Annotated in this window: 12 protein-coding genes; 4 read left to right on the top strand and 8 right to left on the bottom strand. The window is 69.2% G+C overall.

The features are described from left to right. Nucleotides 1-11: 11 nt before the first annotated feature. From GBZ48_RS31910 to GBZ48_RS31875, 8 genes are all read right to left on the bottom strand, one after another. A complete protein-coding gene (locus GBZ48_RS31910) occupies nucleotides 12-905 on the bottom strand; it encodes an aldolase/citrate lyase family protein (RefSeq protein ID WP_174474688.1) in 894 nt (297 codons plus the stop codon). After that, on the bottom strand, nucleotides 902-1,792 hold the full coding sequence (locus GBZ48_RS31905; protein WP_174474687.1) for an HTD2 family dehydratase: 891 nt from the start codon (nucleotides 1,790-1,792) through the stop codon (nucleotides 902-904). The genes GBZ48_RS31910 and GBZ48_RS31905 overlap by 4 nt, the downstream gene beginning before the upstream one ends. Continuing rightward, entirely contained in the window at nucleotides 1,789-3,279 is a 1,491-nt protein-coding gene (locus GBZ48_RS31900; protein WP_211105960.1) for an FAD-binding oxidoreductase, read from the bottom strand. The genes GBZ48_RS31905 and GBZ48_RS31900 overlap by 4 nt, the downstream gene beginning before the upstream one ends. 29 nt (nucleotides 3,280-3,308) lie before the next feature. Continuing rightward, nucleotides 3,309-4,763 (bottom strand): aldehyde dehydrogenase family protein, encoded by a 1,455-nt coding sequence (locus GBZ48_RS31895; protein ID WP_174474686.1) that lies wholly within the window; start codon nucleotides 4,761-4,763, stop codon nucleotides 3,309-3,311. Between the two features lie 55 nt (nucleotides 4,764-4,818). Further along, nucleotides 4,819-5,802, bottom strand: a complete 984-nt coding sequence (locus tag GBZ48_RS31890) for a ketopantoate reductase family protein (protein ID WP_174474685.1) — start codon at nucleotides 5,800-5,802, stop codon at nucleotides 4,819-4,821. Between the two features lie 19 nt (nucleotides 5,803-5,821). Then, nucleotides 5,822-7,612 carry a TRAP transporter large permease subunit gene (locus tag GBZ48_RS31885; protein ID WP_174474702.1) on the bottom strand — a complete coding sequence of 597 codons (1,791 nt, stop codon included), beginning with the start codon at nucleotides 7,610-7,612 and terminating at the stop codon, nucleotides 5,822-5,824. Nucleotides 7,613-7,781: 169 nt separating this feature from the next. Continuing rightward, nucleotides 7,782-8,429, bottom strand: a complete 648-nt coding sequence (locus GBZ48_RS31880; protein ID WP_246307596.1) for a TRAP transporter small permease subunit — start codon at nucleotides 8,427-8,429, stop codon at nucleotides 7,782-7,784. Nucleotides 8,430-8,545: 116 nt separating this feature from the next. Beyond that, nucleotides 8,546-9,631, bottom strand: coding sequence for a TRAP transporter substrate-binding protein (locus tag GBZ48_RS31875; protein WP_174474684.1), 1,086 nt, complete (start codon nucleotides 9,629-9,631; stop codon nucleotides 8,546-8,548). A gap of 509 nt (nucleotides 9,632-10,140) precedes the next feature. Between GBZ48_RS31875 and GBZ48_RS31870 the strand changes: the two genes are divergently transcribed. The 4 genes from GBZ48_RS31870 to GBZ48_RS31855 all read left to right on the top strand — a co-directional run bounded on the left by GBZ48_RS31870 (nucleotide 10,141) and on the right by GBZ48_RS31855 (nucleotide 16,596). Then, entirely contained in the window at nucleotides 10,141-12,840 is a 2,700-nt protein-coding gene (locus GBZ48_RS31870; protein WP_174474683.1) for a 2-oxoglutarate dehydrogenase E1 component, read from the top strand. Between the two features lie 101 nt (nucleotides 12,841-12,941). Next, entirely contained in the window at nucleotides 12,942-14,645 is a 1,704-nt protein-coding gene (locus tag GBZ48_RS31865) for an acyl-CoA dehydrogenase family protein (protein WP_174474682.1), read from the top strand. Nucleotides 14,646-14,747: 102 nt separating this feature from the next. Continuing rightward, nucleotides 14,748-15,707, top strand: coding sequence for a LysR family transcriptional regulator (locus GBZ48_RS31860; protein ID WP_174474681.1), 960 nt, complete (start codon nucleotides 14,748-14,750; stop codon nucleotides 15,705-15,707). Nucleotides 15,708-15,843: 136 nt separating this feature from the next. Continuing rightward, a complete protein-coding gene (locus GBZ48_RS31855) occupies nucleotides 15,844-16,596 on the top strand; it encodes a glucose 1-dehydrogenase (protein ID WP_174474680.1) in 753 nt (250 codons plus the stop codon). The last annotated feature ends 90 nt before the right edge of the window (nucleotides 16,597-16,686 follow it).

The raw sequence follows: 16,686 nt of genomic DNA, 5'->3' as shown, positions 1-16,686 counted from the left end.
GAAGAGGATTTTTATGGGAGGCGATCCTCTTGCGGCTGGTTGGCACATGTGGTGCGGGACAGGATGCGGCGGGCCTTGCGCGCCATCGCTTCGTCGATCATACGGCCATCGACCACCGCGACGCCCTTGGCACTTTCAGCCAGGATGCGGCGGGCTTGGGCGATCTCGGCTTCGGTCGGGGTGAATGTCGCGGTGATGGTGGATATCTGGCCGGGATGGATCGCCGCCTTGGCGCCGAATCCCAACGACAGGGCGGATGCCGCTTCCCGTTGCAACCCGGCGCTGTCCGTCAGATCGAAGAAGGGCGAATCCACAGCTTCGATGCCCGCAAGCGCTGCGGCATTGATCAGCCGGGACCGTGCCGACAGAAGCGGTTCCCACGCGGTGGCGCAGCCCAGATCGGCGGACAGGTCGGCGGCCCCGAAGAACAGGGCGGCCAGCCGGGGCGATGCGCGGGCGATGTCCTCCACCGCCGCGATGCCGGGGGCGGACTCGATCAGCGCCACCAGCGGCAGGGGCCTGCCCGCGCCGCTCAGAAGCGTGTCGATCCAGCGGATCATCTCGGGACTGTCGACCTTCGGCACGATGACGAAATCCGGCCCGCCGCCTTGCGGGCGGCGCATCAGGGCCAGCAGATCCTCCAACCCCTCCGGCGTCACCGGCGCGTTGATGCGCAGCGCCCGCAGGATCGGCGCGGCGGGTGCCGCCGCCAGGGCTGTCAACGCCGCATCGCGCGCCGCCGCCTTGTCGGCAGGTGGCACGGCGTCCTCCAGATCGACGATCAGGACATCGGCACCGGACCGCGCGGCACGGTCGAAGCGGTCGGGGCGCGTCGCCGGGGTGAACAGCCAGCTGCGGCGGGGCCGCCCGCTGGAAAATCCTCCGTCCCGAACCGGCGCGCTCATGGTGTGTCTGCTCTTGGCCTGTCTGCTCCCGGCGTGACCGCGAATTCGGCTGTCATGGCGACCTGTCCGTCCGGACCGACCGCCCATCCGTCGATCTCGCCATCCCCCCGGTTCGCCGCGTTCAGGGTGAAGGGTGCGGTGTCGAACAGCGGCCGGCGGGCGCGGAAGCGGAAACCGGCGACCCGCCGGCCCTCGGAACCGCTGCCAAGATTGCGCAACACCAGATCCATCAGCAGCGTCGCCGTCAGCGGCCCATGCACAACCAGCCCCGGATAGCCTTCGGCCTCGCGGCAGTAGGGGCGGTCGTAATGGATGCGGTGGCCGTTGAAGGTCAGGGCGGAATAGCGGAACAGCAGCACCGGATCGGGGATGACGCCTCGGGTCCAGTCGGCCGCGGGCAGGGGATCGGCGGATGACGGGGGCGGCGCCTCGCCCGGCCTGGCGGCCTCGCGGTAGACGATGTCCTGCTTTTCACGGATGGCGACGCCGGCGTCGGTCGCGATCTCATGCCTCAGGCTGACGAACACCATTTCGCCCGACCGGCCGGCCTTGTGCTCCACCGCTTCGATGGTGGAGGTGCGACGCATCTCCGCACCGATGGGGATCGGCGCCAGGAAACGCATGTCGCTGCCGGCCCACATCCTGCGGGGCAGCGGGACCGGCGGCAGGAAACCGCCCTTGTGCGGGTGGCCGTCCTCGCCGATGTCCCGCTGCGGCGCGTTGGGGAGGAAATGCAGCCAGTGGCCGAGCGGCGGCAACTCCCCCGCCGGCCAGGGCGGGGTGTCGTGGTCCAGCGTCGCCGCCAGCCCGGCCAGCGGTGCGGCGATGGCGGTGTCGGTCCGCATCTCCACCCGGCCGATCCAGTCCTTCAAATGGTCGAAGGTCATGGCGCCACCTTGGGCGCCACCTCGGAGGCCACCTCGGAGGAATGCAGGATCTTGCCCGGATTCATCAGGTTGTGCGGATCGAAGGCACGCTTCAGCGTCGCCATCATCTCCAGTTCCACCGGCGACTTGTAGCGCGGCATCTCGTCGATGCGCAGGCGGCCGATGCCGTGCTCGGCCGAGATCGACCCACCGAGATCGACGACGATGTCGTGGACGATGGCGTTGACCGTCGCCAGCTTCGCCCGCCATTCGGCCGGGTCGCCGTCTTCCGCCTGGATTGGGTTGTAATGGATGTTGCCGTCGCCGAGATGGCCGAAGGAGAAGGGGCGGATGCCCGGGCAGGCCCGCTCCAGCGCCGCGTCGGTGCGGTCGAGGAAGCGCGCGACGCGGGAGATCGGCACCGAGACGTCGTGCTTGAAGGACACGCCCTCGCGCTTCTGCCCTTCCGGGATGCCTTCGCGGATGCGCCACAGCGAATCGGCCTGGGCCTTCGATGCGGCGACCACGCCGTCCAGCACTTCGCCGGCCTCCATCCCCGCCTCCAGGATGCCTTCCAGCATCTCGGCCAGCCGGTTGCCGGAATCCTGGTCGGCCAGCTCCACCAGCACGTACCAGGGATAGCGGTCGCGCAGGGGATCGGGCACGTCCGGCACATGGCGGCGGGCCACGTCGATGCAGGCGCGCTGGATCAGCTCGAAAGTGACGATGCGGTCGCCCGCCACGCCCTTGGCGCGGGTCAGCAGATCGACGGCGTCGCTGGGGGCCGACACGGCGACCAGCGCGGTGGCGGTGGCGCGCGGCAGCGGCGACAGCTTCAGCACCGCGGCGGTGACGATGCCCAGCGTGCCTTCGGAGCCGATGAAGATCTGTTTCAGGTCGTAGCCGGCATTGTCCTTGCGCAGGCCGCGCAGCCCGTCCCAGATCCGTCCGTCGGGCAGCACCACCTCCAGCCCGGCCACGAGGTTGCGCATGTTGCCGTAGCGCACGACCTGCACGCCGCCGGCATTGGTCGCGATGTTGCCGCCGATCTGGCAGGATCCTTCGGCGGCGAGGCTCATCGGGAACAGCCGGCCGACGTCGCGCGCCGCGCTCTGGATGTTGGCGAGGATGCAGCCGGCCTCCACCGTCATCGTGTCGTTGTCGATGTCGATTTCACGGATGCGGTTCAGCCGGTTGGTCGAGATGACGATCTCCGATCCGTCGGCATGCGGCTGGCTGGCCCCGGTCAGGCCGGTGTTGCCGCCCTGGGGCACGATCGGCGTGCGGGTTTCGGCGCAGATGCGGACCACCGCGGCGAGAGCCTCGGTGCTGTCGGGCAGCACCACGGCGGGCGACCGGCCGACCCAGCCGTCGCGCCAGGATTCCATGAAGGGCTTCATGGTTTCGGCGTCGGTGATCAGGCCGCGGTCGCCGACGATGGTGCGGATGGGGGCGAGCACGGCCGTCGCGAAGTCCGGGCGTTTGGTGGTCTGGATATCGTTCGGCAAGGGAGCTCTCCCTGGGCTTCGGGCCTGCGTCACAGCGCGCGGTAGGCCGTCTTGATGATGGTGTAGAATTCGATGGCCGAACGTCCCTGCTCGCGCGGGCCGTAGCTCGACATCTTCCGCCCGCCGAAGGGGACATGGTAGTCGACGCCGGCGGTCGGCAGGTTCAGCATGGTCATGCCGGCCTGGATGTTGGCCTGGAAATGGCGGGCATGCTTCATCGAGTTGGTGATAATGCCCGACGACAGGCCGTAATCGGTGTCGTTGGCGACGGCCAGCGCCTCGTCGTAATCCCGGACGCGGATGACGCTGGCGACCGGGCCGAACACCTCTTCCCGGTTGATGGTCATGGCGTTGGCGGTGTCGGTGAACAGCGTCGGCGCCAGGAACCATCCGCGCGTCGGCCGCTCCAGCCGCGTGCCGCCGGACGCCAGCCGGGCGCCCTCGTTCAGGCCTGTGTCTATGTATTGCAGGTTCTTGGTCAGCTGGAACTCGTCGATCACCGGGCCGATCTGGGTCTCCGGCAGAAGGGCATGGCCGACGCGCAGGACCGCCATCCGCTCGACCATCGCGGCGACGAAGGCGTCGTGGATGCTGTCCTCGACGATGAAGCGGCCGGTGGCGGTGCAGCGCTGACCGGCATGGAAATAGGCGCTGTTGACGCCGATCTCGGCAGCACGCTCCGGGTCGGCGTCGCCCAGCACCACCAGCGGGTTCTGCCCGCCCAGTTCGAGCTGGACGCGGATCATGCGCTCGGCGCAGCGCACGGCGATGCGCCGTCCAGTGTTGACGGACCCGGTGAAGGACACCGCGTCCACCGCATCGACCACCGCGGCGCCGACATTCGGACCGGCGCCGATCACCAGGTTGAACAGGCCGGCCGGCATGCCGTGCGCCTCCAGCGCCGACGCGATGATGCGGGTGACGGCGATGGAGATGCCGGGGGTCTTTTCCGACGGCTTCCAGATCACCGCGTTGCCGAAGGCGAGCGCCGGGGCGATCTTCCACATCGGGGTGGCGACCGGGAAGTTCCAGGGCGTCACCAGACCGATGACGCCGACCGGCTCGCGCGTCACGTCCACCTCGACCCCCGGACGCACCGAGCCCAGCGTCTCGCCCGGCGCCCGCAGCGCCTCGGCCGAGAAGAACCGGGCGAGATGGGCGGCGCGGACGATCTCGCCCAGCGCGTCGGGGATGGTCTTGCCGCCCTCGGTGGCGGCGATCCGCGCCAGCTCGTCCTTGCCGTCGAACAGCGCGCGGGAGATGGCGTCGAGCACCAGGGAGCGCTGCTCCACCGTCGCGGCGCGCCAGTGCGGCTGGGCGTTTCGGGCGGCGGCCACGGCTTCGGCCACGTCGTCGGCACCGGCAAGCGTGTAGGAGCCGGCCAGCTCGTCGAGATCCGACGGGTTGAAGATGTCGAGCCGGTCGCGGCCCGGCCGCCAGCTTCCGGCGATGAAGTTGGTGTTTTGACGGTGGTCGGCAGGCATGTCGGGTCTTCTCCGGAAATCCGTTCGTTCGAGGGCGGGTGCGGCGGCGTTTGAGTCAGCCGGCGCGGGCCACCCGCTCCTTCAGGGCGGTCAGTGCCCACAGCGTTTCGATGGTCGGCACCGGCACGCCGCGGCGGCGGGCCAGTTCGAGGACGGCGGTCACGATGGGGTCGATCTCCATGCTGCGCCCGGCTTCGAAATCCTGCAGCATCGACGGCTTGTGGCCGGGAACGCCGCTGCCGCGGCCGAGCCGCTCGTCGACGTCGTCGGGCAGGTGGACGCCCCAGGCGCGGGCCACGGCCAGGCATTCGCGCATCAGCCGGCCCTGGACGGCGGTCATGCCGGCGGCCTGCTCCATGGCGCCCATGGTGGCGCCGGTCAGCACGCTGGTCGGGCCGACGGCCATGTTGAGCATCAGCTTGCTCCACAGCGGGGCGCGGATGTCGGCGGGCAGCCGGGCGGTGGCGCCGGCGGCGTTGAAGGACTCTGCCAGGGCCGCCAGCCTTTCGGCATGGTCGCCGGGACGCGGCGCCCCGAAGGCCAGCATCGGCATGGCGCTGTGGGCGACGATGCCCGGCTCGACGATGCGGGCGGGGAGAACCTCGATCACGCAGGCGGCGACCCGTTCCGGCCCGATGGCCGACCAGACGGCGCCGCCGGGATCGACCACCTCCAGCGGTTCCGGCATCACGTCGTCCCCGGCGCCGTACAGATACCACCAGGGGATGCCGTTCTGCGCCGCCACCACCAGCGTGTCCGGACCGCAGAGCGCCGGGAAGGACGAGGCCAGCGCCGGCAGGCCGTGCCCCTTGACCGTGACGATCACCACGTCCTGCGGACCCAGTTCGCCGGCGTCGTCGCTGGCCTGCGGCCGGCTGCCGAGCGTGCCCGTCGGCGTCTGGACCGTCAGGCCGTGCTCGCGGATCGCCGCCAGATGGGCTCCGCGCGCCAGCAGCGACAGCTCGTGCCGGCCGGTCGCGGCCAGGTACCCAGCCAGCGCGCCGCCCACGGCGCCGGCCCCTACGACGGCGATGCGCATGTCGTCTTCCCTTCCTGTCTCACTTGAATTCCAGCGGCGGCAGCTCGTTGTCCATGCTGCTGCCAAGGCCCTGGAACTGCTCCTCGATCTGCTTGTCGTCCAGTTTGACCGCGGCCGACTTGTAATGCATGACCATCTGCGGGAAGGCGATCACAAGCGCCACCATCACCAGCTGGATGACGACGAAGGGCACGGCTCCCCAATAGATCTGGCTGGTCAGGACCGGTGCCGTCTCCTTCTTCGTCACGCGGTCGATGTAGGGCAGTTTCGGCGCCACCGAGCGCAGGAAGAACAAGGAGAAGCCAAAGGGCGGGTGCATGAAGCTGGTCTGCATGTTCACCGCCAGGATGATGCCGAACCACACCAGATCGATGCCCAGCCGGTCGGCCGCCGGAGCCAGCAGCGGGATGACGATGAAGGCCAATTCGAAGAAATCAAGGAAGAAGGCGAGCAGGAACACCATCACGCTGACGGCGATCAGGAAGCCCATCTGGCCGCCCGGCAGGGAGACCATCAGCTCCTCGACCCAGACATGGCCGTTGACACCGTAGAAGGTCAGCGAGAACACCCGCGCCCCGATCAGGATGAACAGCACGAAGGCCGCCAGCTTGGCCGTCGAATAGGTCGCCTGCCGCACCATGTCGAAGCTCAGCCGCTTCTTCATCGCCGCCAGCGCCAGCGCGCCGACCGCCCCCATGGCGCCGCCCTCCGTCGGGGTGGCGAGCCCGATGAAGATGGTGCCGAGCACCAGGAAGATCAGCGCCAGCGGCGGCACCATGACGAAGGTCGCCTGTTCCGCCATCCGGGAGATGAGGCGCCGGCCGCTGGCCCGCTCCACCAGCGCCACGGCCAGGGCGTAGAGCGCGCCCGCCGCGATTGAATCGCCCAGCAGAGCCAGCGTGGTCGAGCCGTTCAGCGTCAGCCACGCCGCTCCCGCCGTCAGCACCGCCGTCACCGCGGCTTGCAGCGCCAGACGCTGCGCGCCGAAGGTCCGGTTGAAGGTGGCGGCCAGGAAGGCCACCGTCACCGCCACCGACAGTAGCAGCACGACATGGTCGGCGCCGGACTTCACCCCGGTGCGCCCCATCACCCAATAGGCGACGGCGCCCGAGAACAGCGCCAGCACGCCGAGCTGCCAGACGCCGCGCGCGCCGTTGGGCTCGCGGTAGGCGATGGCTTCCGGCGGCAGGCCGGGTGCGGCCTTGGGCCAGATCATCGAGACGACGAAGACGTAAAGGGCGTACAGGCCGGCCAGCAGCAGGCCGGGGATGAAGGCGGCCTCGTACATGTCGCCGACGGAGCGGCCGAGCTGGTCTGCCATGACGATCAGCACCAGCGACGGCGGGATGATCTGGGCCAGCGTGCCGGACGCGGCGATGATGCCCGACGCCAGACGGCGGTCGTAGCCGTAGCGCAGCATGATCGGCAGCGAGATCAGGCCCATGGAGATCACCGAGGCGGCGACCACGCCGGTCGTCGCCGCCAGCAGCGCGCCGACGAAGATGACGGCGTAGGCCAGCCCGCCGCGGATCGAACCGAACAGCTGCCCGATGGTGTCGAGCAGATCCTCGGCCATGCCGGAGCGTTCCAGCACCAGCCCCATGAAGGTGAAGAAGGGCACCGCCAGCAGCACGTCGTTGTTCATCGTGCCGTAGACGCGTTCCGGCAGCGCCTGGAACAGGTCGGGGCGGAACAGGCCCAGCTCGATGCCGATCAGGCCGAACAGCAGGCCGTTGGCGGCCAGGGCGAAGGCGACCGGATAGCCCAGCAGCAGCATGACCACCAGCACGCCGAACATGATCGGCGCCATGTTGTGGCCGAACCAGCCGCGCCAGCCGTCCTGTTCGGCAAGCGCGCCGGCGCCCGGCACCGGAAGCACGTAGAGCGCCACGGCGACGGCGGCCAGCAGCAGCAGGGAGATGACGGACAGCCGGACGGTGCGCGGCGACAGGGAGGGGGAGGTCGTGCTCATCGCGCGTCTACCGGCTGGGAATGGTGTCGGGAGGGGTGGCCCGCTCGCGCTCGGCGGCGAGCAGCCGCTCGGCCTCGGCCTCGGCGGCCGCCTGATGGCCTCCGGCCCGCTGGGCGGAGTCCTCCAGATGGCCGGCCATGACCGCGGCGCGCTTGACCAGTTCCGACAGGCCCTGGACGAACAGCAGGGTGAAGCCCAGCGGAATCAGCAGCTTCGCCGGCCATTGCGGCAGGCCGCCGGCGTTCATCGACTGTTCCTCGATGGCGTAGGAGGCAAGCGCGAAGGGCCAGGACGTGATCATCATCACGAAGCTGAAGGGCAGCAGGAAGGCGATATGGCCGAACAGATCGATGCCGTCGCGCGCGCGCTTCGTCAGTATCGCGTTGACGATGTCGATGCGGATGTGCTCGTCCTCCCGCAACGTCCAGGGCGAGCAGAGCAGGAACACCGCGGCGAACAGCACCCATTGCAGTTCCAGCCACGAGTTGGAGCTGACGTCGAACAGCTTGCGGATTACGGCGTTGACCGCCGAAACCAGGATCGCCAGCAGGATCAGCCAGGAGATCGCCTTGCCCAGCCGCGCGGTGACCGCGTCGACCAGCCGGCAGACCCCGACCAGGGCCGTCATCAGGGGGGAGGGGGATGGGCTCGTCATGGAGGGCAGCTTCTCCCGGAAGGCCGATCGCGACCATCGCGACGATGCCTCGGGCCGGGAGCGGCGGTGCCGGCACCCGGCCCGAGGCTGGGGAATCGTGAACGAGCGGCGGCCTGTCAGCGCCGGGTCAGGCGGAGCGTCGCGCTGTCATAGGCATATTCCGACGCCTGCAGCCAGAGGTTGGAATCATTCTGGAAGCGGCGGTAGCTCTCGTAGAACTTCTTGAAGGCCGGGTTCTTGTCCGACAGCTCGTCGTAAAGCTCCATCGCCGCCTTGTGGCTGGCCTGCAGCACGTCCTGCGGGAAGGCGCGCAGCTTGGCGCCATTGGCGACCACGCGCTTCAGCGCGGCCGGGTTCAGCACGTCGTAGCGCGCCACGCTGTCGATGTTCGCCAGCGCCGCCCCCGCCGTCAGCGCCGCCTGATAGTGCTTCGGCAGGTCGTTCCAGCGCTTGGTGTTGATGAAGAAGTGCTGGAGCGAGGTGCCGTCCCACCAGCCCGGATAGTAGTAGTTGGGCGCGATCTTGTAGAGCCCGAGCTTCTCGTCGTCATAGGGGCCGTTGAACTCGGCGGCGTCGATGGTGCCGCGTTCCAGCGCCGGATAGATGTCGCCGCCGCCGACCTGCTGTGCCACCACGCCGAGCTTGGCCAGGATCTGGCCGCCCAGGCCGGAGATGCGGAACTTCAGCCCCTTCAGATCCTCGACGCTCTTGATCTCGTTGCGGAACCAGCCGCCCATCTGCGCGCCGGTGTTGCCGCCGGCCAGCGCCTTGAGATTGTAGCCGGCATAGAACTCCTCCAGCAGCTTGCCGCCTTCGCCGTGATAGAACCAGGCGTTCTGCTGGCGGGTGTTCAACCCGAAGGGCAGGCAGCAGCCGAAGGCGAAGGCCGGATCCTTGCCGACATAGTAGTAGGACGCCGTGTGGCACATCTCGACCGTGTCGTTGCTGGCGGCATCCAGCGCCTGGAGCGCCGGGACCACCTCGCCGGCGGCGAAGACCTGGATCTGGAACTTGCCGTCGGTCGCCTCGGCGACGTTCTTCGCCATCACCTCGGCGCTGCCATAGAGCACGTCGATGTTCTTCGGGAAACTGGACACGCAGCGCCAGCGGATCGTCGGCTCCGACTGCGCGATGGCCGGAGCCGCAAGCGTGGAGGCACCGGCGGCGACGGCGGCACCCTTGAAGAATTGACGGCGCTTCATGCTGTTGTTCCTCCCGAAGTTCTTGTTGTGTGACGGCACGATGACGGTTGATCGTCCACGACCGCTTTTACCGTCAAGACATCCACCGGACCGATAAGGAGCAGATGGACATCATGGTTTGCGGTGTCTGGCGGTGGGCGCGACATCTCCTTGCTCGCGGTGTCCGGGGAATTGGCGGCGGCTGGTCCCGGGGACGATGGTGACTGTCCGGGAACGGACGGGTCGATTTGGTGACCCTGACAGTGGAGCAACCGTCCGCACAGAGGAATGTGTTTCGTGGGCATACCAGCCATAAGCTGGGCAAGCCATCAGCCACACGAACCGTTTCCGCCGGGCCCCGCGGCCCCCCGCGAAACCGGGGTGAGTGCTGACGGTTTGCTATGCCCGCAATGAATATCTGTTACAGGCACGCCATGCGCTCCGCGATGCGGGGCTGATCGGTAGTCTGTGGGGAACGGTTCCCAATCGCCTCAAACGACGGATGTTCACCCGCATGAACGGTAAGCGCCATGTCTAGGCCGTCCTCTCCGCTCAACGCCGCCGGGGCCGCCTATCTCGAAGCGTTGCAGGAGCGCTTCCGCGACGATCCCGCATCGGTGGACGTGAGCTGGCGCGCCGTCTTCCAGATCCTGGACGAGCTGGGCGCGGTCGCTCCGGACTTGTCGGCACCGGGTGGGCCTGCATCGGGTGGGCCGGCATCCGAGACGCTGTCGCTGCAGCACGAGGAGATCCGCCAGCGCGGCCATGCCGCCGCCGCCCTCGATCCGCTGGGCCGTGCCGCACCTGCCGCCGGGCCGGCGTCCGGGGATGCGGAGACCGCGCGGCTGCGCCGGCTCTATCAGGGCACGCTGACGCTGGAGACCGCCCATATCGACGATCCGGGCCTGCGGTCCTGGCTGCGCGACGCCTATGAGGGAGCGGCTGCCGCCCCGCCGCCCGAGGCCCGTCGCCGGGCGCTGTCGCTGCTGAGCGCGGCGGAGGAGTTCGAAAGGCTGCTCGGCACCCGCTACCCGACGAAGAAGCGGTTCGGCGCGGAGGGGATGGAGACGCTGATTCCGCTGCTGGACCGCATCCTCGCGGCGGCGGCGGCGGCGGGCGTCACCGAGGTGCAGGTCGGGACCATGCATCGCGGCCGGCTCAGCCTGATGGCCAACGTGCTGGGCAAGCCTCTGGTCGAGCTGTTCGCCGGCATCAAGGGCATGCATCCCTTCCAGGCCGACCCGCCGGTTCCCGCCGACGTTCCCTATCACATGGGGGTGGAAAGCAGCCTGTCCTTCGGCGACGGCACGATGGCGCTGACCCTGTCCCCCAACCCGTCGCATCTGGAGGCGATCAATCCGGTCATTCTGGGCCGTGCGCGGGCGCGTCAGGATCTTGTCCGCGAGCAGGGCGGCGAGGCGCGGCGGGTGCTGTGCGTGCTGCTGCACACCGACGCAAGCGTGATCGGCCAGGGCAGCGTGACCGAGGCGCTGCAACTGTCCGGCGTTCCCGGCTTCACCGTCGCCGGCACCATCCATATCGTCGTCAACAACCAGATCGGCTTCACCACCGAACGCGACGAGGCGCGGACCTCCCTCCATTGCACAGGGCTGTGGAAGGCGGTGGACAGCCCCATCCTGCACGTCAACGCCGACGATCCGGACGCGGCGCTGCGGGCTGCCGACCTCGCGGTCGCCTTCCGGCAGACGCACGGGCGCGATGCGGTGATCGACCTCGTCGGCTACCGCCGCAATGGTCACAACGAGATCGACGAGCCGCGCTTCACCCAGCCGCTGGATTACGCGGCGATCGACGCCCACCCGCCCGTCCGCGCGCTCTATGCCGGGCGTCTGGCCGCCGAAGGAGCGGTCGGGGAGGGTGCCGTCGACGCTCTTGCCGCCGGGCACAAGGCCCGCTTCCAGGAGGCGTTGGCCGCCGCCGCCGATCACCGGCCGAACCATGACGGCTTCCCCGGCGGACGCTGGGCGCCGTTCGCCTCCGGTGGATCGGCTGCCGGCGGTTCAACAGCGGCCGAACCGGACACCGGAATCGGTCCCGACAGGCTGCGGGCTCTGCTGGCGGCGCTGGCCGCCATTCCGGATGGCCTGACCGTCGACCGCAAGGTGGAGCGCGTCATCCGCCGCCGCGCCGAGGAGCCGCTGGACTGGGCGACCGGCGAGGCGCTGGCCTTCGCCACGCTGCTGGCCGACGGGGTACCGGTGCGGCTGACTGGCCAGGACGTGGTGCGCGGCGCCTTCTCCCACCGGCATTTCGCCCTGACCGATGCCGTCACCGGGAAGCGCCATGTCAGCCTGAACCACCTGGGCGTCACCCAGGCCCGCTTCGACGTGGTCAACAGCCCGCTGTCGGAATATGCCGTGCTCGGCTTCGAATACGGCTACAGCCTGGAACGGCCCGACGCGCTGGTGATCTGGGAGGCGCAGTTCGGCGATTTCGCCAACGGCGCCCAGATCCTGATCGACCAGTTCATCGTCAGCGCGGAGGACAAGTGGCGCCAGCCCTCCGGCCTCGTCATCCTGCTGCCGCACGGTCTGGAAGGGCAGGGGCCGGAGCATTCCTCCGCCCGGCCGGAGCGCTTCCTCCAGATGGCGGCGCGCGACAACATCCGCATCGCGCATCCGTCCACCCCGGCGAACTATTTCCACCTGCTGCGCCGGCAGATGCTGCGGCGCGACCGCAAGCCCCTGGTGGTGCTGAGCCCGAAGACCCTGCTGCGCCTTCCGGCGGCGGTGTCGGCGCTGGCCGATTTTGCGCCCGGCACCGGATTCCAGCCGGTCGTCGTCACCGCCGGCGAGCGCGTCAGCCGCATCCTGCTGTGCAGCGGCAAGCTGGCTTACGAGCTGGAGCGGGAGCGGGCCGCCCTGGACGCCGTGGATGTGGCGGTGGTGCGGCTGGAGATGCTGTATCCTCTGCCCGCGGACGAACTGTCGGCCCTGTTCCGCCGTTGGCCGGACGCCTCCTGCCTGTGGGTGCAGGAGGAACCGGAAAATCTGGGCGCCTGGGCCTACCTCGACCGCCGGCTGGAGACCTTGCGGGAAACGGCCGGCTGTGCCGAGCCGCGCGTCGCCTGCGTGGCCCGCGCCGAAGCGGCCTCTCCCGCCGGCAGCTTCCACGGCGACCATGAGGCCGACCAGCGCCGGCTGGTCGAGCAGGCCTTTGCCGGGCTCGCAACCGCCCTGCCGTCCCGCGGAAAGGCCGCGGCGGAGTGACGGGCCGTCCGTCCTCAGCGACGGTCTGACCCGACAGCAAACACCGCACGACGACCACTCTATAGCGAACACCGTATAACGAGCACTGGGGAAACGCGCCGATGTCTTCCAGCTTGAGCACCGTCAGCCCACCCGAAGCCTCTCCGCTTCTGCTCCCCGATCTGTTGCAGGCCACGGCCACGGCACTCGATGCGGTGGCGCAGCTGGCCGAGGCGGCGGAGCGTGGCGTCGCGGCGCTGGTGGCGCCGGATGGGCGCGTGGACGCCGCGCTGCTCGACCGCCATCAGGTGGCGGCGCATGGCTTCGCCTGGGTGGCGACCTATGCCGCGGCATTGCGCCAGATGCGGGGCTGGGCGGAACGGCTGGACCATGCCGGCCGGCTGGGCGAGCTGGAAGCGGCCATGCTCCAGGCGGCGTTCGGCGAGTATCTGGCCCAGCTCGACGGCGGTCTGGCGATGAGCCAGGGCGAAATCGTCCGGCCGGCCGATTTCGGGCTGGGCGAGGCGGAGCGGGACGCCTTCCGCACCGAGGCGGTGCGCCGGCTGATCGCCGCCGGCAACGCCTCCGGCCTGCGGCTGCGCATCGCCGAACTGCTGACCGATGCGCTGCATGGCGGCGGCTTCGGCGACGCGGCCCTGGAGGACGAGGCGCTGGACATGGTCCGCGACCAGTTCCGCCGCTTCGTCGCTGACGCGGTGGAGCCGCATGCCCATGACTGGCACCTGAAGGACGAGCTGATCCCGCTCCCCGTCATCGAGCGGATGGCGGACATGGGGGTGTTCGGCCTGACCGTGCCGGAGGAGGATGGCGGGCTGGGCATGGGCAAGCTCGCCATGTGCGTGGTCACCGAGGAACTGTCGCGCGGTTACATCGGCGTCGGCTCCCTCGGCACCCGCGCGGAGATCGCGGCCGAACTGATCCGCATGGGCGGCACCGCCGAACAGCGGGCGCGCTGGCTGCCACGCATCGCGTCGGGCGAGATCCTGCCGACCGCCGTCTTCACGGAGCCCAACACCGGGTCCGACCTGGGCAGCCTGCGCACCCGCGCGGTGCTGGACGGCGAGACTTACCGCGTCACCGGGGCGAAGACCTGGATCACCCATGGCAGCCGGTCGGACTTGATGACGCTGCTGGTGCGCACCGATCCGGACGCCCCCGGCTATCGCGGCCTGTCGATGCTGCTGGCCGAGAAGCCGCGCGGCACCGAGGCGGACCCCTTCCCGGCCGAGGGGATGAGCGGCGGCGAGATCCCGGTGCTGGGATATCGCGGCATGAAGGAATACGAAATCGGCTTCGACGGCTTCGCCGTCCCCCGCGGGAACCTGCTGGGCGGTGTCGAGGGCCAGGGCTTCAAGCAGTTGATGGCGACCTTTGAATCCGCCCGCGTGCAGACCGCCGCCCGCGCCGTCGGCGTGGCGCAGAACGCCATGGAGCTTGGACTGCGCTATGCACAGGAGCGCGTCCAGTTCGGCCGTCCGCTCGCCGCCTTCCCGCGTGTCGCCGGCAAGCTGGCTTGGATGGCGGTGGAAACGATGATCGCCCGCCAGTTGACCTATTTCGCCGCGCGGGAGAAGGACAGCGACCGCCGCTGCGACATCGAGGCCGGCATGGCGAAGCTGCTGGCCGCGCGCGTCGCCTGGTCGAACGCCGACAACTCGGTGCAGATCCACGGCGGCAACGGCTACGCCGTGGAATATCCGGTCAGCCGGGTGCTGTGCGACGCCCGTATCCTGAACATCTTTGAAGGGGCGGCGGAAATCCAGGCCCAGGTCGTCGCCCGCGGTTTGCTGTCGCGCCGCAATTGAGGGGTGCCGGCCGGGCGGAACTGACCTGTTGCGACCACGCTTGTATCATACCGGCGTATTCGCTATCGGACGGGGAGGACTGAAAGGACAAGGCCGCCCGCGATGGAACTTCTGGAACTGCGCTATTTCGTTCAGGTGGCCGACCTTGGCAGCTTCTCCAAGGCCTCGGTCAAGCTGGGCATCACGCAGCCGGCGCTGAGCCGGCAGGTCCAGAAGCTGGAGCACGAGCTGCGCACCAGCCTGTTCTACCGTCATGGCCGCGGCGTCTCGCTGACCCAGCAGGGGCGCAAGCTCTACGACGTGGTGCGCCACCTGCTGGGCGCGCTCAGCGAGATCAAGGAGGAGATCCAGGACCAGTCGGAACGGCTGACCGGGACCGTTACGCTGGGGCTGCCGCCGTCGATCTGCGCCACGCTGGGCGCTCCGCTGGCCCGCCGCTTCCACGAGAACTATCCCGACGCGACCCTGCGCATCCACGAGGTGTTCAGCGGCACGCTGCTGGAATGGGTGGAAGGCGGGCGGCTGGACCTCGCCGTCCTCTACGACGCGCGGCGCGGACGCAGCATGCTGTCGTCCCCCCTGCTGGTGGAAAGTCTGCAGCTGGTCCAATCGGCCAAGGACGCGGCGGCCGGCGACGACGGGCCGGTCGGGGTCGAGATGCTGGCCGACCTGCGCTTCGTGCTGCCCGGCCTGGAAAACGGCCTGCGCCGGGTGGTGGATGCGGCGGTGCGCCGGGCCGACATCGATCTGCAGGTCGATATGGAGATCGACTCCGTCACCGCCATCAAGCAGCTGGTGGAGGAGGGAATGGGATCGACCATCCTTCCCTTCGGCGCCGTCCACCGCGAGGTGCGCCAGGGCCGGCTGATCGCGCGCGAGATCACGTCGAAGGACATGCACGCCATGCTGGTCACCGCGACGCCGCTGCATCAGCCGGTGTCGAAGGCGACCCGTGCCCTGCTGCGGCTGATCCATGTCGAAGTCGTCAAATGCGTCGCCAACGGCGTGCTCAAGGGCAAGGTCGTCGCTCCCGGCAGTGCCGGAGAAGACAGCGCGCTTTGACGGAAGCTGGGGCCGTGCTTCGCTCCGTTATGCTTTGGCTGCTGATAGCAGTTATGACGGATGGTCCATAGCACGGCCGGTTCGGCGCGGATAGCCTCCCCCATCACCACATAATTCCCTGGGGAAGGAACCGAGAATGACGAAGCGCCTGGACGGCAAGGTTGCCCTGATCACCGGGGCGGCGCAGGGCCTGGGTCTTGCGATGGCCGAAACCTTCGTGCGCGAGGGCGCCCGCGTGGCGGTCGTCGACATCAACGGCGACGCCGCCGTCGCGGTGGCGGAGCGGCTGGGCGAGTCCGCCATCGGCATCAAAGCCAACGTCACCAGGACCGCCGATGTCGAGATGACCATCGCCGCAACGGTCGAGAAATTCGGACGTCTCGACATCCTGGTGAACAACGCCGGCTCCACCCACGCCAATGGTCCGTTCGAAAACGTGACCGAAGAGGAGTTCGACCGCGTCTTCGCCCTGAACGTCAAGTCGATCTACCTCTATTCTAAGGCGGTGGTCGCGACGATGCGGGCGCAGAAGTCCGGCGTGATCCTCAATCTCGGATCCACCGCCGGGTTGCGTCCGCGTCCGGGCCTGGTCTGGTACAACGCCACGAAGGGCGCGGTGCACAACATCACCCAGTCGCTGGCGCTGGAACTGGCGCCCGACAACATCCGCGTCTGCGCGCTGGCTCCGGTCGCCACCGAAACGCCGCTGCTCGCCACCTTCATGGGCGGCGACACCCCGGAGAAGCGGGCGCGCATGCTGGGCATCGTTCCGCTCGGCCGCCTGGGCCAGCCCTCCGACGTCGCCAACGCCGCGCTGTATCTCGCCTCCGACGAGGCGGCCTTCATCACCGGCGTTGTGCTGGAGATCGACGGCGGCCGCTGCGTCTGAGGACGGGCCGTGCAAGGCCGGGGTGCGTCCGCGCCCCGGCCCGACCTGACCGGCTCCCGCCGCCCCCTCTGCATCCACCCCGAGCGGAAT

This window comes from Azospirillum melinis, from assembly GCF_013340935.1.
GTDB lineage: Bacteria > Pseudomonadota > Alphaproteobacteria > Azospirillales > Azospirillaceae > Azospirillum > Azospirillum melinis.
The sequence above is the reverse complement of the archived record's forward strand: the minus strand, read 5'-3'. Positions and strand labels throughout refer to the sequence as shown.

Excerpts from the sequence above, each read along its gene's own strand:
- GBZ48_RS31890 (WP_174474685.1), bottom strand. The coding sequence starts at position 5,802 with ATGCGCATCGCCGTCGTAGGGGCCGGCGCCGTGGGCGGCGCGCTGGCT.
- GBZ48_RS31870 (WP_174474683.1), top strand. The coding sequence starts at position 10,141 with ATGTCTAGGCCGTCCTCTCCGCTCAACGCCGCCGGGGCCGCCTATCTC.
- GBZ48_RS31910 (WP_174474688.1), bottom strand. The coding sequence starts at position 905 with ATGAGCGCGCCGGTTCGGGACGGAGGATTTTCCAGCGGGCGGCCCCGC.
- GBZ48_RS31905 (WP_174474687.1), bottom strand. The coding sequence starts at position 1,792 with ATGACCTTCGACCATTTGAAGGACTGGATCGGCCGGGTGGAGATGCGG.
- GBZ48_RS31860 (WP_174474681.1), top strand. The coding sequence starts at position 14,748 with ATGGAACTTCTGGAACTGCGCTATTTCGTTCAGGTGGCCGACCTTGGC.
- GBZ48_RS31885 (WP_174474702.1), bottom strand. The coding sequence starts at position 7,612 with ATGGCGCCGATCATGTTCGGCGTGCTGGTGGTCATGCTGCTGCTGGGC.
- GBZ48_RS31895 (WP_174474686.1), bottom strand. The coding sequence starts at position 4,763 with ATGCCTGCCGACCACCGTCAAAACACCAACTTCATCGCCGGAAGCTGG.
- GBZ48_RS31875 (WP_174474684.1), bottom strand. The coding sequence starts at position 9,631 with ATGAAGCGCCGTCAATTCTTCAAGGGTGCCGCCGTCGCCGCCGGTGCC.
- GBZ48_RS31880 (WP_246307596.1), bottom strand. The coding sequence starts at position 8,429 with ATGACGAGCCCATCCCCCTCCCCCCTGATGACGGCCCTGGTCGGGGTC.
- GBZ48_RS31855 (WP_174474680.1), top strand. The coding sequence starts at position 15,844 with ATGACGAAGCGCCTGGACGGCAAGGTTGCCCTGATCACCGGGGCGGCG.
- GBZ48_RS31865 (WP_174474682.1), top strand. The coding sequence starts at position 12,942 with ATGTCTTCCAGCTTGAGCACCGTCAGCCCACCCGAAGCCTCTCCGCTT.